16 protein-coding genes and 1 pseudogene are annotated in these 22,436 nt (G+C 58.4%); 8 read left to right on the top strand and 9 right to left on the bottom strand.

What is annotated here, in order from left to right:
- Positions 1-6 precede the first annotated feature (6 nt).
- The 3 genes and pseudogenes from QE408_RS14875 to yajC form a co-directional block, all read right to left on the bottom strand.
- Positions 7-399 carry an Mth938-like domain-containing protein gene (locus tag QE408_RS14875; RefSeq protein WP_306932434.1) on the bottom strand — a complete coding sequence of 131 codons (393 nt, stop codon included), beginning with the start codon at positions 397-399 and terminating at the stop codon, positions 7-9.
- Positions 399-2,962, bottom strand: a pseudogene (gene secDF / locus QE408_RS14870) (protein translocase subunit SecDF). The gene QE408_RS14875 and the pseudogene secDF overlap by 1 nt, the downstream one beginning before the upstream one ends.
- A 63-nt stretch (positions 2,963-3,025) precedes the next feature.
- Positions 3,026-3,382, bottom strand: a complete 357-nt coding sequence (gene yajC, locus QE408_RS14865) for a preprotein translocase subunit YajC (RefSeq protein WP_306932432.1) — start codon at positions 3,380-3,382, stop codon at positions 3,026-3,028.
- A gap of 233 nt (positions 3,383-3,615) precedes the next feature.
- Between yajC and QE408_RS14860 the strand changes: the two genes are divergently transcribed.
- Both QE408_RS14860 and QE408_RS14855 read left to right on the top strand, forming a co-directional pair.
- On the top strand, positions 3,616-4,512 hold the full coding sequence (locus QE408_RS14860; RefSeq protein WP_306932430.1) for an ATP-binding protein: 897 nt from the start codon (positions 3,616-3,618) through the stop codon (positions 4,510-4,512).
- Between the two features lie 498 nt (positions 4,513-5,010).
- A complete protein-coding gene (locus QE408_RS14855) occupies positions 5,011-5,910 on the top strand; it encodes a PhnA-like protein (protein WP_306932428.1) in 900 nt (299 codons plus the stop codon).
- 121 nt (positions 5,911-6,031) lie between these two features.
- On the opposite strand, the gene dksA is transcribed toward QE408_RS14855, so the two are convergent.
- The gene (dksA, locus tag QE408_RS14850) at positions 6,032-6,451 is read right to left on the bottom strand and encodes an RNA polymerase-binding protein DksA (protein WP_062425454.1); all 420 of its coding nucleotides are present in this window, start codon (positions 6,449-6,451) and stop codon (positions 6,032-6,034) included.
- A 268-nt stretch (positions 6,452-6,719) separates the two neighbouring features.
- Here dksA and QE408_RS14845 point away from each other — a divergent pair, with 268 nt between their 5' ends.
- The 4 genes from QE408_RS14845 (at position 6,720) to QE408_RS14830 (ending at position 10,565) form a co-directional block, all read left to right on the top strand.
- Positions 6,720-7,229, top strand: coding sequence for a SixA phosphatase family protein (locus QE408_RS14845; protein ID WP_306932425.1), 510 nt, complete (start codon positions 6,720-6,722; stop codon positions 7,227-7,229).
- A 101-nt stretch (positions 7,230-7,330) separates the two neighbouring features.
- A complete protein-coding gene (locus QE408_RS14840; RefSeq protein WP_306932424.1) occupies positions 7,331-8,806 on the top strand; it encodes a YcjX family protein in 1,476 nt (491 codons plus the stop codon).
- A complete protein-coding gene (locus tag QE408_RS14835; RefSeq protein WP_306932422.1) occupies positions 8,803-9,879 on the top strand; it encodes a YcjF family protein in 1,077 nt (358 codons plus the stop codon). Before QE408_RS14840 ends, QE408_RS14835 begins: the two co-directional genes overlap by 4 nt.
- 128 nt (positions 9,880-10,007) lie before the next feature.
- Positions 10,008-10,565, top strand: a complete 558-nt coding sequence (locus QE408_RS14830) for a hypothetical protein (RefSeq protein ID WP_306932420.1) — start codon at positions 10,008-10,010, stop codon at positions 10,563-10,565.
- Between the two features lie 18 nt (positions 10,566-10,583).
- Here the strand turns inward: QE408_RS14830 and folK are convergent, their stop codons facing one another.
- From folK to folP, 3 genes are read right to left on the bottom strand one after another with little or no spacing between them, the layout of a single operon-like run.
- On the bottom strand, positions 10,584-11,108 hold the full coding sequence (gene folK / locus QE408_RS14825) for a 2-amino-4-hydroxy-6-hydroxymethyldihydropteridine diphosphokinase (RefSeq protein WP_306932418.1): 525 nt from the start codon (positions 11,106-11,108) through the stop codon (positions 10,584-10,586).
- A complete protein-coding gene (gene folB, locus QE408_RS14820) occupies positions 11,101-11,466 on the bottom strand; it encodes a dihydroneopterin aldolase (RefSeq protein WP_062425460.1) in 366 nt (121 codons plus the stop codon). Before folB ends, folK begins: the two co-directional genes overlap by 8 nt.
- Positions 11,463-12,326, bottom strand: coding sequence for a dihydropteroate synthase (folP, locus tag QE408_RS14815; RefSeq protein WP_444876274.1), 864 nt, complete (start codon positions 12,324-12,326; stop codon positions 11,463-11,465). The genes folB and folP overlap by 4 nt, the downstream gene beginning before the upstream one ends.
- A gap of 208 nt (positions 12,327-12,534) precedes the next feature.
- Here folP and QE408_RS14810 point away from each other — a divergent pair, with 208 nt between their 5' ends.
- On the top strand, positions 12,535-13,164 hold the full coding sequence (locus QE408_RS14810) for a DUF922 domain-containing Zn-dependent protease (RefSeq protein WP_306932417.1): 630 nt from the start codon (positions 12,535-12,537) through the stop codon (positions 13,162-13,164).
- Positions 13,165-13,461: 297 nt separating this feature from the next.
- Here the strand turns inward: QE408_RS14810 and QE408_RS14805 are convergent, their stop codons facing one another.
- Both QE408_RS14805 and QE408_RS14800 read right to left on the bottom strand, forming a co-directional pair.
- Positions 13,462-13,782, bottom strand: a complete 321-nt coding sequence (locus QE408_RS14805) for a 2Fe-2S iron-sulfur cluster-binding protein (RefSeq protein WP_062425462.1) — start codon at positions 13,780-13,782, stop codon at positions 13,462-13,464.
- A gap of 155 nt (positions 13,783-13,937) precedes the next feature.
- Entirely contained in the window at positions 13,938-14,306 is a 369-nt protein-coding gene (locus QE408_RS14800) for an Hpt domain-containing protein (RefSeq protein ID WP_306932414.1), read from the bottom strand.
- A 477-nt stretch (positions 14,307-14,783) separates the two neighbouring features.
- On the opposite strand from QE408_RS14800, the gene QE408_RS14795 reads away from it, so the two are divergent.
- Positions 14,784-21,698 carry a hypothetical protein gene (locus QE408_RS14795; RefSeq protein WP_444876273.1) on the top strand — a complete coding sequence of 2,305 codons (6,915 nt, stop codon included), beginning with the start codon at positions 14,784-14,786 and terminating at the stop codon, positions 21,696-21,698.
- The last annotated feature ends 738 nt before the right edge of the window (positions 21,699-22,436 follow it).

Genomic DNA, 22,436 nt, shown 5'->3' with positions numbered 1-22,436 from the left:
CGTTCTTCAGCCTTCGACCGCAATCAAGGCGGCAGCCACTGCCCGCGATTCCGAAAGCATGATGTTGTATGTTCTGACTGCAGCACCCGTGCTCATCGGATCGACGGAAATGCCAGCCTCTTTCAAAGCTGCCTTCAACTCTCTCGGTACGACCCGCATCGAGTCACCCATGCCGATCAACAGAAACTCGATGTCGGCGGCTTGTTCCAGAACCTTGGCGAAATCATCGACCGAGAGCTGCAAGGGATCGTTGACGCTCCATCCGTGAATACCGGAAGGAAGGCAAAGAAGCGAACCGCGATGCGACATCTCGGCAAAGCGAAATCCGCCATTTCCATAGGCATCGATGGGCGCCCGGCCAGGAAAATGAGCCGGGCGTATTTCTATTCCGCCAGCCATCAGACTGCCGGTTTGCCGGTGATCGTATTCGCCTTCTGATCTTCCTTATCGTCGGCATCCGTGCTGGTCGGACGCAGATTGAAGGCGATCAGAACCGGAGCTGCGATGTAGATCGACGAGAACACGCCGATACCGACACCAAAGAGCATGGCGAAGGTGAAGGAGCGAATGACCTCTCCACCGAAGAGGTAGAGCGACAGCAGTGCAAGCATGACCGTCAGACCCGTGAGGATCGTGCGCGATAGCGTCTGGTTCAGCGAGACGTCGATGATCATGGACAGCGGCATCTTCTTATAGCGCCGCAGGTTCTCTCGAATTCGGTCGTAAATAACAACCGTATCGTTCAGCGAGTAGCCGATGATGGTCAAAATCGCCGCGATACTGGTGAGGTTGAATTCGATGCCTAGGAAGACGAAGAGGCCGATGGTGAAGACCACGTCGTGCACCATGGAGATGATCGCACCGAGCGCAAACTGCCACTCGAAGCGGAACCAGATATAGATCATGATCGCGATCATGGCGAGCGCAATGCCGATCGTCGAGGTGACGGTCAGATCGCCAGAAACAGCCGGTCCCACGACTTCCACGCGGCGGAAGTCGTATTTATCCTGCAGTTCGCCGCGGATCAACGTGATGGCCGATTGCTCTGCATTCTCGCCACCCTCCTGCGCCTGGATGCGGATCAGCACATCATCCGGAGAGCCGAAGCTTTGCGCCTGGATTTCTCCAAGGTTCAACTGGCTGAGGCGCTCGCGAATATCCGCGATATCGGCAGGGCCGCTTTTCGACTGCACCTCGATGATCGAGCCGCCTTGGAAGTCGATGCCAAGGTTCAGGCCCTTGGTCATGAAGCCGCCAAGGCAGGTCAGCATGATGACGCCGGTAATACCGAAGACGATGCGACGGTACTTCATGAAAGGGATATCCTTGCCATCGAACATGGCGGTGCGGATACCCTTCGGCAGATGTTTCGGACGGGCCCCCGGCGAACCCAGGCGCCAAACAGCCATGCTGTCAGCGTATAGGCCGTGAACACGGTGGTAACGATACCGACCGCGAGCGTAACCGCGAAGCCCTTGACCGGACCGGTGCCCATATAGAAGAGCACGGAAGCCACGATGAACGTCGTCAGGTTGGCATCGATGATGGTCGCGAAAGCGCGGGTAAAGCCGTTCTCGAGTGACGATATCAACGGTTTACCGGCTTTGACTTCCTCGCGTATGCGCTCATAGATCAGAACGTTCGAGTCCACCGCCATACCGATCGTCAAGACGATACCGGCAATGCCCGGCAAGGTGAGCGTCGAGCCGATGATGCTGAGAACCGCAAGCAGCATGACGATGTTGATGACCAGAGCGATGTTCGCCAGCAGGCCGAAGAAGCCGTAGAAGATGAACATGAAAAGGACGACGCCGGCTGCACCGATGGCGCTGGCGGTCAGACCCGCATGGATGGAGTCACTACCAAGGCTTGGTCCAACGGTGCGCTCTTCCACAACGGTCAATGTTGCAGGCAGGGCACCTGCGCGCAGCAGGACGGCAAGGTCGTTTGCGCCTTGAACGGTAAAGTTGCCCGAAATCTGGCCCGAACCGCCGACGATCGGCTCGCGGATCACAGGGGCGGAGATGACGGCATTGTCGAGAACGATGGCGAAAGGCTTGCCGACATTCTGTTGGGTGGCCTGCGCGAAACGCTGCGCGCCGCGGCTGTCGAAGCGGAACGTAACGACCGGCTCGTTGGTCTGCTGATTAAAGCTTGCCTGCGCATCGACAAGATTGTCACCCGAGACCAAGGCACGGCGTTCAACAAGATAAGGGACCGGTGGATCGTCCTGCGAGTAAAGGATTTCATCAGTTGCCGGTGGACGCCCGTTCAACGCTTCCTGAACCGGCATGGATGTATCGACCATGCGGAAGGAAAGCTTAGCCGTCTGATTCAGCAAAGACTTCAGGCGCTGTGGATCCTGCAGGCCGGGGACCTGAACGATAATGCGGTCATTGCCTTGGCGGACGATCAGCGGTTCGGTCGTACCAAGTTCATCCACGCGGCGACGCACAACTTCGATCGACTGGGAAACGGCGGACGACAGACGATAATCAATGCCTTCGTCCGTGAGGTTCAGGCGAAGAAGATTGTCTCCGCCGTCGCTCATTGTTACTTCATGCACGGAGGTGCCGACCAGGGTACCGACTGAGACAGGCTGTGTCAGATCCTTCAGCGCATTCTTTGCCGCCTCATACTGAGCCGGATCGGTAATGCGAACCTGGATCTGCTGGCCGTTACCGGTCAGACCCGAATAGCGGATGTTGGCATCGCGCAACTGGGCGCGGACGTCGCCAACGATGGTTTCGAGACGTTCCTTGACGATATCGGAACGCTCGACCTTGAGCATGATGTAGGAACCGCCCTGAAGGTCGAGACCAAGCGTCACCTTGTTATGCTTGTACCAGTTCGGCATTCCCTCCAGTTGCTTGTCCGTAAACAGGTTGGGGGAAGCGATGACGGCGCTTATCAGCACGATCAGCCAGATGAAGACTGTTTTCCAGCGGGAAAAATGAAGCATTTCGGTCTCGGTCAGGGTTGGGTTAAAAAACCCAGGCCGCGTCGATGCGCAGCCTGCTTATTGTTACTTCGCGTTTGCGGGAGCTTCGGTCTTGACCGGCTCGCCCTTGACACGAACCTCGGCAATATAGGTGCGCGATGCGCGAACCTTGACGCCGTCGGCGATTTCGACTTCGAGTTCGTTATCGTCGATAACCTTGATAACCTTGCCGACAATGCCGCCGCCGAGTACGACCTGATCGCCACGACGAATGTTGGTGAGCGTCTCTTGACGCTTCTTCATCTGCGCGCGCTGCGGGCGGATCAGGAAGAAATACCAGACAACCATCAGGGGAGCGAAAAGGAAAAGCATCTCCAGGCCGGACCCGAAAGCCGACGGTGCGCCTGCTGCATCCTGAGCAAAGGCTTGGCTAATGAACATAAAAAACTCCTCAGATTTCGGGCACAGTTCTAAGCCACTGGCCAGCTTTCAAGCCGCCGGAATATAGTTGCGATCCCCTAGAATGCAACAGAAAGACTTGGACCCCCGTACCGTTTCCACGCCTCATACTCTTTCGAGCCGCCAAACGCCATGCTACGCCGCGCAAAATCCACGGATGTTCCGGCATTGAACTGGCTTCCCCCGGCCGTGGAAGACGACAAGGAGCATTGATCATGACGTCAGAAGAAACCAGCGCACTTTTGCTTCTCGAACTTCGCCGTCTGGCGGACGCCGTGGAGCGGCTGGCGGGGCCTCCACCAGCGTCAAATGACTGGGAAAGCGCCGATTGTTTCGTCTGGGCGCCTGCCAATTCATGGCTGCAGCCCGTTCGCCGTCCGAACCGGATTGCTCTGACACTGATACGCGGCGTCGATCATGTCAGAGATATATTGCACGAGAACACGCTTCGTTTCGCCGAAGGTTTTGCTGCCAACAATGTATTGCTTTGGGGCGCGCGCGGCATGGGTAAGTCCTCGCTCGTCAAGGCGGTTCACGAAGACGTGCGCGCGGCAAGCGGCGCATCCTTGAAGCTTGTCGAAGTGCACCGCGAAGATATTCATACCCTCCCTGCCCTCCTCGATATCCTGAAAGCCGCTCCGCACAGGGTTATTCTCTTCTGCGACGATCTCTCCTTCGACCATGACGACACAGCCTATAAGTCTTTGAAGGCAGCACTCGATGGCGGCATCGAAGGCCGTCCTGATAATGTGCTCTTCTACGCAACCTCAAACCGGCGCCATCTGCTTCCCCGCCATATGATGGAGAATGAGCAGTCGACCGCCATCAACCCGTCGGAGGCGGTGGAGGAGAAAGTCTCGCTTTCGGATCGCTTCGGGCTCTGGCTTGGTTTCCATAAATGCAGCCAGGATGATTATCTGGCGATGATCGACGGCTATGCGGAGCATTTCGACCTTGGTCTCAGCCGAGACGTTCTTCACCGAGAGGCTCTGGAATGGGCGACGACGCGTGGAGGCAGATCCGGTCGTGTGGCCTGGCAATATATCCAGGATGCGGCTGGGCGCCTGAGAAAACCATTGGACCGGTCCTTAGAGCGTTTCCTTGTTAAATAGAAACGGTTCTGTTGGTTCAAACGGGATCGACTGATTGTCCGGAGGACGCGTGCCGTAGCCAAAGCATACGACCAAGCCGTCCGGGCAAGCAGGTGGCCCGTTTCAACCAACCCTCCCGCAGATTTGCTGGCAAATCTGCAAGAGCTTCAATCGCCCGGCGCGCTAATCGCTTCGCACGGCGAAGCGGCGCGACGGGAGGGCCGGGCATCTTTCCGCCAGGCTCAAAGGCGCCAAAATCAAGGGGGGCGGCTCGACCGTACCTTTGGGTATGCCCTTCGCCCATCGCCTTTGCCCTGACGAAAACCTGCTCCGGCAGAACGTTTCTATTTAACAAGGAAACGCTCTAGACAAACAGGCCGCCGATCACAACCACAGTCATAGCCGCTGAACCAAAGGACACCTCGCTTAATCCGCGATACCGAGTGCGCGATGGAACAAACGGATTGAAAGGCCGTTCGACTGCTGCGCAACCTTCGCGCGATTATTAGGAGAGTCTAAATGGTTGATCAGGCCCGCTATGCAACATCGACGGTGGCCGCGCGCAGCGCGGTGTGGCCGGAAGCATTGACACGTATTTCCTGGGGTGGCGTTTTTGCCGGTGTCGCGGTTGCACTGACACTTCATTTGCTCCTCAACCTGTTGGGCGTCGCCATCGGCGCAGGCGTGATTGATCCCGCGCATAACGACACGCCATCGGCGACGTCGCTCTCTACTGGCTCGGTCATCTGGATCATTGCCAGCGGTATCATCTCATCTTTCATCGGTGGCTATGTCGCCAGCCGCCTTTCCGGTCGCGCTGTTCGCTCCACCGGCGCCCTTCACGGCTTGACCACGTGGGCTGTCACCACGCTGATCGTCTTCTATTTGTTGACGACCTCGGTTGGCGCTCTGATTGGCGGCGCTTTCACCGGCGTTACGAGCGTCTTCTCCGGAGCAGGTTCGACGATTGCAACCGCCGCCACCACGGCTGCACCGGCACTCGCAAATACGACCGATCCGCTGGCGGGCGTTGAACAGCGTATCCGTGAAGCAAGCGGTGGAAACGACCCGCAGGCTCTTCGCGATGCAGCCGTCAGTGCGGTTCGCGGCGTTCTGACTGGCGACCAGGCCCAGGCTGAAGATGCACGCAACCGTGCTGCTGACGCCCTCGCCCGCGCTCAGAACATCCCGGTCGATCAGGCCCGTCAGCAGGTGACCGACTATGAGAACCAGTATCGCCAGGCTGTCGAGCAGGCCAAGGTTCGTGCGACGGAAGCTGCCCAGGCAACTGCGACAGCCGTTTCGACTGCCTCTTATGTTGCCTTCGGCGCGCTTCTTGTCGGTGCGGTAGCTGCTCTCTTTGGCGGTAGCGTCGGCACCAGCCGTGTCCACCGCGAAGGCGACGTCGTCATCGAGTAATATTGATCAAACCGGTCAATCGAATGCCCGCGCCAGTCGCGGGCATTTTGATTCGAGAATACGAAAAAGGCCGCTTCATGTCTGAGGCGGCCCTTCGATCAGTCATATTCGCAAGTGGGGATTACTCGTCGCGGTAAACTTTTTCGCGCCGCTCATGCCGCTCCTGCGCTTCGATCGACAACGTCGCGATCGGGCGCGCATCCAGGCGCTTGATCCCGATCGGTTCGCCGGTCTCTTCGCAGTAACCGTAGGTGCCGTCCTCGATCCGTTGAAGAGCAGCATCGATCTTGGAGATCAGCTTGCGCTGCCGATCGCGAGCTCTAAGTTCGATGGCTCTGTCTGTTTCGGAAGAGGCGCGGTCCGCAAGATCAGGGTGATTGGCGCTTTCTTCTGCAAGATGACCGAGTGTCTCGCGCGCTTCTCGCAAAATGTCGTTTTTCCAACCGATCAGCTTGGCTCTGAAATAAGCCCGCTGGTTGGCATTCATGAACTCGTCGTTTTCCGAGAGCACATAGTTACTAAGATCGATCTTCTCACTCAACGCGATTCTCCTCGAAGAACATCTCATATGGCGGCGGTATACTCCAATGCCGTGTAGCCATTCAAGCCTGGAGATTCGTTTTTAGGCATTTTTAAATCTGTCACAAAAATCATCTAAACGACTATTTTTTATACATTATTGCGAAAACACGGATTATTTCTTCGATCACTTTGTCTAGACTTGATCGCTCACAGCCGCTCTTGCGAGTTGACCTCGTTCTCCTGTAAACCAACCTTCTCCCTTTTTAATTGCATTAGGATGCTCCGGAATGGCGCCGTCGCAACAGCAGACTTTCCGGCTTTATCTCTTGCGTCACGCCCAGGCTGGATGGGCCGAACCCGGCGGACGCGATTTCGACAGAAGGCTAACTGCAGAGGGAAAGTCCGAGGCGGCATTCATCGGTAAATCCGCATCAAAGAAACATTATCGCCCCGAACTCATTCTTAGCTCCGCCGCTATTCGGTGCCGCGAAACGACAGGGATTTTGCTGCAGTCATTCGAAGAGCCCATTTCGGCCTCCTATCTGGACGAGATGTACAACGCGCAGGCTAAAACCTATCTCGATCTGGCACTTGGACAGGCCGACGTTTCTTCCCTTATGCTTGTCGGACATAATCCGACAATGGAGGCTGTTGCAGAGGCCCTGCTTGGTCGCGAGATCCTGGAAGCCTCTCTACCGCATGGTTTCCCGACCGCCGGGCTTGCAGTGCTGGAATGCGTATCGGCAAACAAAGATAGGCCAGACGCCTGGCGCCTCTTAGACTTTCTAGCGCCATAGGCGGGATCGAGCGCCGCGCAAAACTTTCCTCGGCGCTTCTTTTTTGAGCATGCGGCTATCCTATATGTTTTCGGGAAACTGATTATTTTTAGGAAACGTCATTGCCGCCATCCCTGACATCTTTCACCGACAGCGCATTGATCGCGCTCGACAATCTTGCGGATCGTGCAAGCGCACTGACCAATCCGACATTGCGGCTCGGTGTGACGGGGCTGTCGCGTGCGGGAAAGACGGTCTTCATCTCGTCGCTCGTCCACAATCTTTTGAATGGTGGACGCTTGCCACTCTTCGAGGCCATTCGTTCAGGGCGTGTGTCGAATGTGCGGCTGGAGCCGCAGCCAGATGACGCCATTCCACGTTTTCAATACGAAGATCATATCCAGGCACTCGTTCGAGACCGAATCTGGCCGGATTCGACGCGCGCCATTTCGGAGCTTCGCATCACGCTGGATTACCAGAGCGCCAGCGGCTGGGGACGCTGGTTTTCCCCAGGCAGGCTCTCCATCGACATCGTCGATTATCCAGGCGAATGGCTGCTCGATCTTCCGCTGCTTACGCAAGATTACAAGACCTTCAGCGACAACACCGTTTCGCTGGCGCAAACTGGCGTCAGAGCCGAACTTGCACGCGAATGGCTGGGGATTGCGTCCTCCCTTGATCTTGATGCACCCGCCGATGAGATGACCGCCAAGCGCTTGGCAGAAAGCTTTGCGGCCTACCTCAAGGCTTGCAAATCCGACGAGCGTTCGCTTTCGACACTACCGCCTGGACGCTTTCTGATGCCAGGCGATCTGGAAGGCTCACCTGCCCTCACCTTTTCACCTCTTCCCGGCATCGGCAACGAGAAGGCTGCCAAAGGATCGCTCCGCGCCATGATGGAGCGGCGCTTCGAGGCCTATAAGTCGATCGTGGTGAAACCCTTCTTCCGCGAACATTTCGCCCGTCTCGACAGGCAGATCGTCCTCATCGACGCGCTGCAGGCGGTCAATCGCGGGCCGGAAGCGGTGCAGGATTTGGAGCGCGCGCTTGGCGATGTGCTTGCCTGTTTCCGCCCCGGCAAGAACAGCCTGCTCTCGTCACTCGTAGGTCGGCGTATCGACAAGGTGCTGGTGGCCGCGACCAAGGCGGATCATCTGCATCACGAAAGTCATGATCGCCTGGAAAGTCTGACTGCGCGTCTGGTCGACCGCGCCGTGACAACCATCGGCATGAGTGGCGCAGGTATCGAAGTAATGGCGCTCGCCTCGGTGCGCGCGACGAAGGAAGCGAGCGTGCGTCAGGATGGCGTGTCACTGCCCGTCATCGTCGGCACGCCGATTGCCGGTGAGAAGATCAATGGTGAGGTCTTCGATGGCAATCGCAGTACGGCAATCTTTCCCGGTGACCTACCGGAAGACCCGGAGCCGCTCTTTCGCCAGATCGATACGCAAGGCGCTTCGGCAGACCTGCCCGACGTCAACGTCATCCGCTTCCGTCCACCGAAACTAGAAGAGACCGCAGGCGGCATCAAGCTTTCGGTCCCGCATATTCGGCTGGACCGCGCCATGCAGTTCCTGTTTGGAGACAAGCTCGCATGAAAGACGACAATAAAGGTTCTTCTCGCAGACCCGCGGCTTTCACCCTGGAAACCGAGCCACGACAGGATATGCGGACGGCTTTGCCAAAGCGTCAGCCGCGAAGCTTCGACACTGACATCTCGATGGTGCCGGACGAAGAGGATCCCTTTCTTGTACCGGAGGAGATCGACGCAGCGCCGCTTCCCGTCGCAGAACCCCGCCGTCACCGCTTTTCTTTTGGCAAGCTTGCTCTTGGCGCAATTGGCGTTCTTCTATCGCTTGCCTTCGGCCTTTGGGCAGACCAGCTGATCCGCGACCTGTTCTCGCGGTCGGACTGGTTGGGTTACACGGCGAGCGTCGCGCTCATCGTTGCAGTCGTCGCCGTCTTGGTGCTTGTCGGGCGAGAAGTCTTTGGCATCATGCGTTTGAACGCCGTTCAGTCGCTAAAGGCCGATGCGGAAGAGGCTTCCAGCCAAAAGAAGGCATCCGCAGCGCGTTCCGTGATCACAAGACTGATGGCCGTCCTCTCTCACCGGGCGGAGACAGCGAAAGGTCGGGCCGCTCTCAAAGATACAGAGAGCGATGTGATCGACGGACCGCATCTGATGGAGCTCGCCGAACGGGAGCTTTTGACCCCGCTCGACCGGCAAGCCCGCGCTTTGATTCTCAACGCCTCGAAGCGGGTCTCGGTCGTAACCGCTGTCAGCCCGCGGGCAATCGTCGATCTGGCTTATGTTCTGTTTGAAGTGACCCGGCTCGTTCGCGCCATGGCAGAACTCTATGGCGGGCGCCCAGGCACGCTTGGCATGATCCGGCTGCTGCGCGACGTGATCGCCCATCTGGCCGTTACGGGCTCGATTGCAGTCGGCGATGGGCTGGCCCAGCAGGTTCTTGGACATGGTCTCGCCTCGCGCCTATCAGCCCGTCTCGGCGAAGGCGTCATCAATGGCTTAATGACTGCCCGGATTGGCATTGCCGCTATGGACCTCTGCCGCCCGCTTCCTTTCCGGGCGCTGAAGCGGCCCGGCATCAGCGACTTCATGTCCGATCTGACACCGGATCTGAAGGGTGCCACGAAAACGGAAAAGCCCTGATTTCCGGGCTCTTCGGGGCTAAATGGTTACAACTCGTTATCCTTATTTCGGCGAAATATACCAAGCGTTAACCATTCGCGACATAGATTGCTCCCACACAAAGCGGCCTATTCGCCAGGGAAAGTATCATGTTTTCGCGCTTCTTTTCGCTTCTGGGCGGGCTTGCCGCCGTTATGTCCGTCAGTAGCGGGCTCGCAGTTTCCGACGTTCAGGCCGCATCGCGCGACGATGTCTTCTTCGGCTCTGTCGCCGGCACTTGGTCTGGCCCAGGCGAGATCGTCGCGGGTAAGTACAAGGGCACGAAGTTCAATTGTGATCTGACTGGCGAATCGCTTGGTGACAAGGAAACCGGCATCAAGCTTGGCGGTACCTGCCGCGTCGGCGTCTTCAAGCAGCCCATGTCCGCCATCATTGCCAAGAAGGGCGGCGGCTATGAGGGTAAGTTTCTCGATGGCTCCGAGGGCAAGGGACTGGACGTCACGTCCGGTCAGGTCAGCGGTGACAAGGTCGTGCTCGGCATCAACCGCGCCAAGCTTAACGGTGTGATGGTTGCTCGCGTGATGGAAGACAGCAAGTCGATGAACATTACGATCTCGGTGAAAGTCGCAGACCAGATGATTCCCGTCATCGGCCTGACGCTGGCGCGCAATGTCGACTCGATGGCGGTTGGCTCGATCAAGCCATAACGCCCCTCAATTCGATTCTCATTCCGAAGCGGGAGTGGTCCACCATTCCCGCTTTTCGTTTGCGCGCACGATGCCGGTCTTATCCGCATCTGCCAGCCAGTCGATCACCCGCCTGCCCTTGACCACCAGATCCGGCGCGATGTCGGCAAGCGGCATCAGGACGAAAGCACGTTCCGTCATTCGGGGATGGGGAATTTCGACACGCTCGGTCAAGACCTGCGTGTCGCCAAAGGTCAGCACATCGATATCGATGGTGCGCGGCCCCCAGCGCTCAAGGCGCACACGCTTCATCCCCCGTTCGATATCAAGGCAGAGGTCGAGCAGAGCCTCGGCCGATAACGCCGTTTCAATCAAGGAGCAGCAGTTGAAGAAATCCGCCTGATCGGTCTTGCCCCAGGGCGGTGTGCGGTAAAGCTCGGAGACCGACAAAAGGCGGCAATCGATACGGTCGCTCAAGGCGGTCAGGGCCTTTGCCATGGCTGTCTTTGGATCACCAATATTGCCGCCGAGACCGAGCGTCGCGGATGTCCAGTTCTCAGGCATGCTGTTCGACGCAGACCTGAGCGTAATCGAGGATGCCTGGAACTGGCGCCGACGGCTTGCGCACGGTGATCTTGACCCGCACGATCTGTGGATAACGCTGGCGAAGGGCAGTGGCGATATCATTGGCAAGCGCCTCGATCAGATAGCGCCGTTGGCCGACCACGATCTTTTCGATGACGGCGAAGGCCACGCCGTAATCGACGGTGTTGCCGATCTCGTCCGTCTCAAGCGCATCTCCAGCCTCGACATCCATTTCGGCATCGACGAAGAAGCGTTGACCCAGCACCTCTTCCTGCTCCAGCAGGCCATGGCGGGCGAAGAACGAGCAGTTCTTCAAAAGGATCGTATAACGGCTCAACTGCGTGTCTCCTGTCGCTTCTTCTGGTCAAGGACAGCATCGGCGACAGCCAAAGCATCCCTTGTCATGGACACGTTATGAACGCGGAAAATGATCGCACCTGCAAGACGCAGGATCGTGCTCGTTGCCGCCGTCCCCACATCTCGCTCATCTGCTGCCTCCCGTCCGGTCAACGCGCCGATGAAGCGTTTGCGCGACGTGCCAGCCAGAATAGGCAGTCGGAAAGCAGAAAGCTCATCGAAACGCGACATCAGCGCGACGTTTTCGTCCACGTCCTTGGCAAAGCCGAATCCGGGATCGAGCACGATACGGTCACGCGCAATGCCGGCGGCATCGGCAATCGCGAGAGAGTGATTCAGAAAAGCGAATTGGTCGGCGATGACGTCGTTCAGTTTCTGCCGCTCCCGGCCGGTGTGCATGATGCAGACGCCCGCTCCAGAGCGCGCTACGACCTTAGCCATGTCTGCATCTTTCTGCAGTCCGAAAACGTCGTTGACGATGTGAGCCCCCGCCTCGATGGCCAGGCGCGCCGTCGAGGCCCGGTATGTATCGATAGAGATCAGCGCATCCGTTTCCCGAGAAAGCCGTTCGATCACCGGAAGAACGCGGTCCTGCTCCTCCGCATCTGTTACGCTTGCAGCGCCTGGACGGGTCGATTCACCACCGACGTCGACGATATGCGCGCCATCTTTCACGCAGGCCAAGGCATGCTGAACCGCCTGATCAACGGTCTCAAAGCGCCCCCCATCGGAGAAAGAATCCGGCGTGGCGTTGATGATCGCCATGATAAGGCCGTGTCCATCAAGTTTCAGGAAGCGGCCATGGGCCGCTTGCCACAGATTACCGCTGGCTGTTATCAAGTAACGTACGCCTTTCCGAATTCGTGGAGTGCCTTGCCATTTACACCGATCCCGCTCCGTTTTCCGCATCGGTCGTTGTGAGACCGATATCGACCATTCCCGGGCGCGGTACGTCTTCCAAAGGATTGAAGCGTCGTTTGCGCGCTTACTCGGCTACCCTGCGCTCTATGACGCAATCCTCCGGCAAGTTCAACATGAAGGCCGGAAAATGAAACAGCTTCGCCCTGTCTGCCGCGCACTCCTGGCGGGTGCACTGTTGTTGCCCATTCTGGAACGTCCGGCTGTCGCGGAGACGATCAGTACCAAGACCTATTCCTATTTCACCGTCGGCGGGAAAACGGCTGAAGATTTGGATCGTGAACTGTCGCTCCGCGGACCGATGACCAAGTCCACGGGCTTTCGCCATCCAGGCGCGACCGAAATCAAGTTTGGCGGCGAACTCACCTATGTGGAGAAGAATGGACGGTGCGGCGTCGGTACAGTGAAGGTGACGCTACACACGAAAATCCTCCTGCCACGCTGGTCGAACCGGCGTCGTACCAATGCGGATCTGGCGCTGATCTGGGATACGCTTGCCGCCGACATCAAGCGCCATGAGGAGCGGCATGCCGAAATTGCCCGTGGATATGCCCGCGATCTCGATCAGAAGCTCCGTGCACTGCGTCCGCAGTCCAATTGCGACACCATGCAGAAGATGGTCGCGGATGTCAGCCAACAGGTTATGGATGCGCATGACAAGGATCAGGTACGCTTCGACAAGATCGAGTCCAAGAACTTCGACGCCAGAATGACGCGGCTTCTCAAGAACCGCATTCAGCAACGCGCGGGCTCACAGTAACGCGGGTCTGATGCACTTGGCGCTTGTGCCAGCACGTCGTTGCCAAAAAGGTTTTGCCGGATAATCACCGTTGATTTCTTGCCATGGCACCACAGGGCAGACTCACGTATTGGTGAAGCAACAGAGAATAAACATATTCGAAGACTTGAAATTCACGATCGCACGGGCTCTCCCGGTGCGTATGAAGCCGCAGGTGTCTTCCTCTCCGCCTGTCGGTAACGCGCCCAACTGGAGCGGTAGGTGGAGTGATTATGGCCACCGCCGCTCAATCTTTTCAAAGATTTATCGAGATTTTGGTCAGCCCTGGCGCTCAGGTACGTGGACAACCAGACCGTTGAGGTCGTCGGTCATCTTGATCTGACAGGAAAGACGCGAGGTTGGGCGAACGTCGAAGGCGAAATCGAGCATGTCCTCCTCCATCGGCTCCGGCGGCCCGACCCGCTCCGTCCATTGATCGTCCACATAGACATGACAGGTCGCACAGGCGCAGGCGCCGCCACATTCGGCATCGATGCCGGGAATGGAATTACGAACGGCATTCTCCATCACGGTGGAGCCGTTGCTGACGTCGAGTTCATGGGACGTGCCGTCGAAAGCAACGATTGTTAGTTTGGTCATTTCAAAAGATCCAGGCAAGGTGTTTGAGAATTCTTCTAAACACATAGAAAGGCCGGCTGCGATTGGCAACCCGTCAATGCGGTTGCGAACCGAACCGGCCCTGTCATCGAGGTGTCGGAGAAGACTTCCCCGGCAGCATTCATAGTTGTGGAGGTTTACCGGCAGAGCTTCAGAATGAAGTTCTCGGCCTCCACTATGGAGGCGGCAAGCTTTGCAAGCGCCGCACCGTCATATTCGCCGTTTTCAAGCGCTTCCGCTGCGGCGGAGACGTTGAAGGCGCCAACTGCATCGGCCGATCCTTTTAGACGGCCGGCAATCCTGCGCATCGATGCCTTGTCGGCCACCGCAAGCTCCTGAAGAATAGACCGCGAATGCCGCGAGAAGAGCTGGAGAACAGCGATCTCAAGATCCTTATCGCCCTTCGTTTGACCGGCAAGGTGAGCGAAGTCGATCGTCTTTTTTCCAGAAGCGGCGTTGCCGCCGTGATTATCCGGCGCTTCAAATGCGATACTAAGCGCAGCCATTCCGTTTTCCTTTAATTGCCTGGGTAGAGGTTGTTCGAATGTGTTTCACATCAAAGCAGGCTATTGTCGCTTTCCGCTGAAAATGGGGCGCCTATAACGGGAAAATCTTTCGCTATGGTTAATTTATGTTAAACTTCTCATAATTCAGGGTTTCCAAGCCTTTCAGGGGTTTAAAAACTGTTAACAAGCAGGCACTTGGTCTGCCTTCCCCGCCCGTGTTAATTGTTTAAAAGCTGCAAATGTGTCACTACCGTTATTCGGTGCCGCATCACCTCTTCCCGGGTTTTGCGGATTCCGCAAGCTGATGTATTTTTTGCCTTAAAGCTGGGTGACCGCTTTCAGGTGTTAGTAAGGCGCAGGCCACCGCGTACCATGATGGTTCAAGGTGTCTTGTCGGCATGATGGCGGATATTCGTTTGCAGGCGGCGGGCGAATGAACGGCATGAGCCGGGCGTATATGTAACGAGGCGTAACCGCATGGCGAACAACAAGTTTAGCGACTCGATCGACGAAACTGCGTATCAGGCACTTGAAGATGCCTTGCAGCTCGGCGCATACGAAAATAAGCCGGAGCCTCGTAGAAGGTCCACTCCCAAGCCCGCGGAGGCAAGAGTGCCAGAACAGAATAGACCGCGTAAGAACGAACAGCAGGCACAGTCTTCGGCGCAAGCAGCGGCAGCGCGTGCAGCGAGCGAGCAGCAGTCCCGATCCGGAGGGCTTGAGGCTGCCAATGACGGCACCAAGCGTAGCCCAGCCATGATCCTGCGATCGCTGGAGGCTGGTTCCATGACGAGTGCCATCCGCAATGCCTCTATCGTATCGGTCTTCTGGGCTATCGCCGGCGTTGGTCTGGCGCATGCCATCTATGGCGGTCAGATCTGGAATGTAGGCTCTATCGCACAACTGTTCGCCATTCCCGGCCTGATGGCGATCATGGTCGGCATCGTCGTGCCGATCATGCTGTTCTTCGCCTTCGCCATCATGATGGCGCGTGCCAAGGATCTGCGCAATGCCGCGCGCTCCATGGCGGAAGTCGCGCTGCGTCTCGCAGAGCCGGAAACGATCGCGTCCGAGCGGATCATGTCTGTCGGCCAGGCGGTTCGCCGCGAAGTCTCCGCCATGAATGACGGCATCGAGCGCACCATTGCCCGCGCGACCGAACTTGAGACGCTCGTTCATTCGGAAGTCAACGCGCTTGAGCGCAGCTATGCCGACAACGAACTGCGCGTGCGCGGCCTCGTCCATGAGCTGACGGCAGAGCGCGACGCCATTATCAGCCATGCGGAGCGCATCCGCTCCTCGATCTTCGGCGCCCAGGAACAGCTCAAGGAAGAGCTGTCACTGGTTGGTGAAGAGCTTTCCATGCGTCTTGCCACCAGTGGTGAGGCCTTCGCTTCGATGATCGACACACGTTCCGCAGCGCTGCTGGAGAAATCCCGCGTTTCGACGGAAGCCATGGGCACGCTGATTGCAGCGAAGACCGAGAATCTACTGAATGCTCTGAACAGCTCTGGAGCGGCGCTCAACAACGAATTCGATCTGCGCCTGCATGATCTCTCCAACACGTTCGACGAGCGTGGAAACGCTCTGATCGAAAAATTCGCGACGCATGCCACCGCACTTTCGAGCGGCACGGAAACACTCAACCGGTCGATGGATGAGCACACGCGCCTGCTCAACGAAACGCTGACCAAGCGCACGCAGGAACTGTCGCAGAATATCAGCCGCGGCCAGCAGGTCATCGACGGCTCTCTCGACACGGTGCTCGGCAAGCTCTCCGCGACGCTGGAAGAGAAGGGCATGTCCTTCCGCCAGAGTCTGCAAAGCACGGCAGATGATGCGATCATGGATCTCGATCTGCGTTCGGGCCTCTTCGAAGAGAAGCTTCAGACGACCGTCGGCCTCGTGAACACGGCTTTCGACGCGCATGTTGCAGAGTTTGCCAGCGCCTTCGACCAGCGCGCCGGTACGCTCGACAGCAAGCTAATGGAGAGCCTCGCACGCATCAACGAGACCGTTGCGGGCGGCACGGATTCGCTCAGCGGCATCTTGAATTCCAATATCGATCGCCTGAACAGCACCCTCACCGATCAGTCCCTCGCTTTGGCGACATCGCTGGGCGCCGGTCAGGAAATGCTGGAAAGCTCGCTCGAAACGCGCACCCGCGAACTGACCGACGCCTTGAGTGCCCGCACCAGCGAGATTTCCAGCGCGATCGTCGGCACCCATGAAAAGATCGACGCTGTTCTTGCCGAGCGCAGCGCCCAGCTTTTCGGTGCGCTCACCGAAAGCCAGAACCGTTTCGACAGCGCGCTCGCCAGCCGCTCCGAAGCGATCACCGGATCGGTCGCCGGTACGGCCGAACACCTTGCTGCACTGCTGGAGGAGCGAGCCGCTGCCATCAATAACGTCGTTGCCGATGTCGAGCGTCGCCTAGCCGAAACACTTGATAGCCGCGCTGCCGCCATTACCGGTGCCGTCTCCGGCGTTGAAGACCGCATCGCTGATACGTTGGACAGCCGCACCGCAGCGCTCAGCCACGTTGTTGCCGGCGTCGAGGAGCGCATTGCCGACACGCTCGACAGCCGCACCATGGCGCTCGACATGGCCTTCTCAACAGCCGAAGAGCGAATTGCTGAAACACTCGATACACGCACCTCCGCTCTGACGACCATTGTCAACGATGTCGATAGTCGTCTGGCCGAGACGCTCGACAGCCGCACCTCTGCACTCGGAAACGTCGTTGCGGGTGTTGAGGAGCGTATCACCGACGCACTCGACAGCCGTACCATGGCGCTCGACATGGCGCTCTCGACTGCTGAAGAACGCATTGCTGAAACGCTTGACAGCCGGACCTCCGCCATTACCACCGTCGTCAGCGGCGTTGAAGATCGCATTGCCGAGACGCTGGATAGTCGTACCTCTGCGCTCGGCACTGTTGTTGCCGGCGTGGAAGAACGCATTGCGGATGCACTCGACAGCCGCACCATGGCACTCGATATGGCGTTCTCTACAGCAGAAGAACGTATCGCCGAGACGCTGGATACACGCGCTTCCAACCTCACCAATATCGTCAGCGATGTCGAAGGCCGCTTGGCCGAGACCCTGGACAGCCGCACCTCTGCGTTCGGCGCTGTCGTGACCGGTGTGGAAGAACGCATCGCCGATGCGCTCGACAGCCGCACCATGGCACTCGACATGGCGTTCTCCACAGCCGAAGAGCGTATTGCGGAAACGCTTGATACCCGCGCTTCCAACCTCACCAATATCGTCAGCGGCGTCGAAGGTCGCTTGGCCGAGACCCTGGACAGCCGCACCTCCGCCTTGGGCAATGTTGTTGCAGGTGTGGAAGAACGTATTGCAGATGCGCTCGACAGCCGCACCATGGCGCTCGACATGGCGTTCTCGTCCGCTGAGGAGCTTATTGCGAAAACGCTTGATACCCGCACTTCCAACCTCACCAATATTGTCAGCGATGTCGAAGGTCGTTTGGCCGAGACGCTGGATAGCCGCGCCTCTGCACTCAACAGCGTGGTTGCCGGTGTGGAAGAGCGCATTGCCGATACGCTCGACAGCCGTACCATGGCGCTCGACATGGCGTTCTCGTCCGCTGAAGAGCGGATTGCAGACACACTCGACAGCCGCGCGGCCACCCTGACAACCGCCGTTTCCGGTATTGAGACCCGCATTGCCGATACGTTGGAAAGCCGCACCCATGCGTTGACGGATGCCGTCAATGGTGTCGAAGGGCGGATCGCCGACACGCTCGATAGTCGCACCATGGCGATCAATATCGCCTTCTCCAGCGCTGAAGAGCGTCTTGCCGAAACCCTGGATGGACGCACCAGCGCCCTCACCTCCGTGGTATCCGGCGTGGAAGAGCGTCTCGCCGATACCCTCGACAGCCGTACAATGGCCATCGACATGGCCTTCTCCTCTGCCGAAGAGCGTCTGGCAGAAACCCTGGATGGCCGTACAAGCACCCTCACCTCCGTGGTGTCTGGCGTGGAAGAACGTCTCGCCGATACGCTGGACAGCCGCACAATGGCCATCGACATGGCCTTCTCCAGCGCTGAAGAGCGCCTGGCAGAAACTTTGGATGGCCGGACAGGCGCCCTCACCTCGGTGGTTTCCGGTGTTGAGGAACGACTTGCTGACACGCTCGACAGCCGTACCATGGCCATCGACATGGCGATTTCGTCCGCCGAAGAGCGCCTCGCTTCTGCTCTCGATGGACGCGCGGCGAGCCTTGCCCGCACGGTCTCGGATGCCGAGGAACGACTGACGTCGACGACATCCGCTATTGAAGAAGCCATGTCCGTTGGACATCTTCGTCTCGACACGATGCTGGGAACACAGGCCTACACCATCAGCCGTACCGTCGAGCGCAATAGCGAGCTGATCGAGCAGACCGTTGCTTCGGCAGCGACCCGGATCGAAACCGCAGTCGAATCCGGTGCCGGCAACTTCGCCAATACGATGGAGAGCGGCGTCCAGCGTCTGGAAAACAATCTCCAGACATCGCACGAAGCCATCCGCAGCACCTTGGATCAGCATCATTCCGCTCTGTCGGAGACATTGGGCTCTGCCAAGGAACAGCTTGGCGATCTTCTGTCCGAGCAGACGATGTCGCTTGCGACCACCGTCGCTTCCAGCACAAGCATGCTGGAAATGTCCTTCGAGACGCAGCAGGAGGTTCTGCAGCGGACGATCGATACTGCATCGGAATCGCTGACCTCGCGTATCGAAAACTCCGTCAACACCGTCTCCAACCGTCTCGGTGAAACCGGCGCTCGGCTGGAAAACAATATCGAAGCCCTGCATGGCAAGCTTCAGTCCGATCTGAGCAACGTCAATGCAACGCTTGACGACGCCACGCAGAAGATCGAAGGCGTGTTCATTACGGGTACGGCTCGGATTGACGAGCGTCTCGGCACGATGGATCGCGCGCTTAACGTCGGTCTCGAAAACGTCAACCGCACGATTGAGGGTAAAGCCTCTGGTCTTGCTCGCAGCCTTCGCGATGCGGTGGCTGACGCGGCTCAGAGTATCGATCATGAGGCAGTCCGCTCGACCGAGTTCATCGGTAAGACCGGTCTCGAATTCGCCGATCAGATCAAGGCCCGCAATGACGAGTTCACTCGTACTGTCGAACAACGTTCAGATGAGATCGTCGGTCGTATCTCAGACGCACAGAGCAGGCTCTCGGGCCAAGCCGCCGCGGTTGCGCAAACCTTCTCTGACGCTGGCAACGCCATCGTCAACAAGGTTGCGGAAGCAGAAGCGGTCGTTCGCACGCAGGTCGGTGCCATCTCCGAGACGCTGACCAATGTCGAAAGCGCCCTTGATGCGCGTGGCGAGTCTATCCGCCATACGCTCGACAGCCGTACCCGCGAACTCAACTCCATGCTGGCAAGCCGTTCTGCCGAACTGTCCCGCCTCATCGAGGAGAAGGCAAAGCCGATCGTCAACGAATATTCCGTCGTCGGCCAAGAAGCAGCCGAGAAGATCGTTACTGCGGCTCAGCAGAGCGCAAGCCTGCTGTCGGAAACCAATAGCGGCATGGTCGGCATGGTGGAACAGGCCATCGACGATTACGCACGCGCCAGCAGCGATGCAGCCAATAAGCTGGTTGCGGCGACGCGTCAGAGCACCGACATGCTGTCGCAGACTCATTCGAGCATGACGGATGTCGTGAACGGCGCTACCGACAGTCTGAATGTGGCTGTGGCGCGCGCTACGCAGGAATTCAAGCAGGCCGACGTGGCTCTCAACAGCGCCACCACAAGCTTCTCGGAATCCGCATCGCGCGCATCCGACCTGATAACCACGTCCAGCCGCCTGCTAGAGAGCAAGGTCGATCGTCTGGCCAATGTCTCCGGTACCACGCTGTCTCAGGTCGCTGGAATCGTAGCGCGTTTCGACGAGCACTCCTCGGTTCTGTCGCAGGCAGGAGAGCTTCTCACCTCCGCGCAGGCCAATCTCGTCGGCACGCTGGAAGAGCGTCAGGAAGCGCTTCGTTCGCTCTCCGTCGGTCTGTCGCAGCGCTCTGAGGAAATCGAAAACTCAATGCGTGGCGTGATGTCCGTCGTCGAGCAAACGCTGGGCGAGGCCGAACAACGCTCAAGCAGAGTGGCAGGCAACTTGCGTGAAAACCTCAACTCCTCCTTCGACGATATCGGTCGTTCGCTGGACGAGACAGAGCAGCGCGCACGCAATGCGGCGCAGAACGTGCGCGGTGCGCTTCTTGCGGCCAGCCAGGACGCTGCCCGTTCGATCGAGGGCACCATGTCCGAGGCGCAGAAGCATTCGGATGAGCTTGCAGGCCGCCTGCGCAACGGCGTCGCGTCGTCGCTGTCTGACGTCGATAAGCTGATCAAAAGCGCTACCGACAAGTCAAACGCAGCGGCAACAGTCATGCGCGAGACACTGCGCGAAGCGGTACAGGACGCAGTCAATCGCTTCTCCGGCGCGACGGAAGAAATCCGCCGCTCCAGCCAGGATATCCGCCAGGAGCTCGACGCAACCCGCGCCGAGCTGAAGCGCGGCGCATTCGACCTGCCGGAAGAAGCCAAGGAAAGTGCAGCCGCCATGCGTCGCGCTGTTTCCGAGCAGATCAAGGCACTACAAGATATTTCGCAACTCGTGGGTCGCTCGACCCAGCAGTTTGAAATCTCCGAGCCGGCAGCACGGGCAATCGCGGCCACCAAGCCGGCCGCCCCGCAGCCTCAACAGATGCGTTCGGAACCACGCCCCCAACAGCAGCCGCTTTCTGCACCGGCAGCGACACAGGCTCCCGTTCAGCAGCAGCCGGCCGCACCGGTCATCCGTAACGTCGCGCCCGTCGAACAACGTCCAGCCCCGTCGCAGCCTGGTCTTTCCGCCCCGCTTCAGCGCCGTGAAGACGGTGGCGGATGGATCAGCGACCTGCTGCGCGGCGCCTCTCGCGACGCTCAGGACAATGCAGCGCCGATGGCACCCGCCCCGTCGGCAGCCCGGCCTGCCGCTGAGCAGCAGACACGTGCCGCTGACAGCCGCAACCCACGCCATGTCGTCGAGTCGCTGAATTCGCTTTCCGTGGATATCGCCCGGGCAATCGATCACGACGCATCTGTCGAGTTGTGGGGCCGCTATCAGCGCGGTGAGCGCGACGTCTTTACACGTCGTCTCTACACACTGAAGGGCCAGCAGACCTTCGACGAGATCAAGCGCAAGTACGAGCGCGAGTCGGAGTTCCGCACCGCGGTTGACCGCTACATTTCCGACTTCGAAAAGCTCCTGGCGGATGTTGCCCGCACGGATCGCGACCGCACGGTGACGCAATCATACCTGACGTCGGATACCGGTAAGGTCTACACCATGCTGGCCCACGCCGCCGGACGCTTCAGCTAAGCAAGCTCTTCCACAAGCTTTTGAAAACGCCCTCGCCAACCGCGGGGGCGTTTTCATTTGTTCAGCAATGCCGCTGCCGATGTGCATTCACAAAGATCTAGCCGAGATGCGATCAATCAATCCTGGGGCAATCAAGGCAGAATGAATAAACGGCTCGTCTGCGTGAGATCGGCGCGTGATTCGCAATTCCCTTGTGACCACTGGTGCATTGCTACGGAAGCGCATCCCTAGCCCTCATCGCTTCCTGTCCTTCGACTTAGGGAGCGGCCTACGTCGCGTCGATGCGGTTTCTCGCTCTTCTGCTGCGCTCGGCACCAAGACGTCTCATGTTGGGAACGGAGATCGGAAGCATCCAGAACTTCGCCGATAGCTCTATCGAGTAGACCGACTGTCGTCTTGAGAGCGCTTTGTACTTCCGGGATCTACAGGATTTTCTAGCCGGTGAACCGACACATTCAGCTGCCGGAAGATCGGTCGGTATTTCCAGCTCGCTGCCACAGGTCCAGCATGGCTTAAGTCTTCACCCGAACGTCACTTGCTCCGCTCCGCCCTTGACCGGTTCCTAAAGGGTTTAGGCGTTGTGAGAATTTCCAGAGACTGGCCCTTGCTGACCACAGGTCACGTTCACAACACAAGCGCCGGTGCGCGACAGCGATGCGAGAGGTGAGTGGTTTAGACTGAAAAAACCGCGGCAACAGATGGCGGAAGCGCTCGCGCAAACGAGGCACAAAAAAAGCG

It is taken from the genome of Agrobacterium larrymoorei, from assembly GCF_030819275.1.
GTDB classification, from domain to species: Bacteria; Pseudomonadota; Alphaproteobacteria; order Rhizobiales; family Rhizobiaceae; genus Agrobacterium; species Agrobacterium larrymoorei_B.
This window is presented reverse-complemented; position numbering and strand designations above follow the sequence as displayed.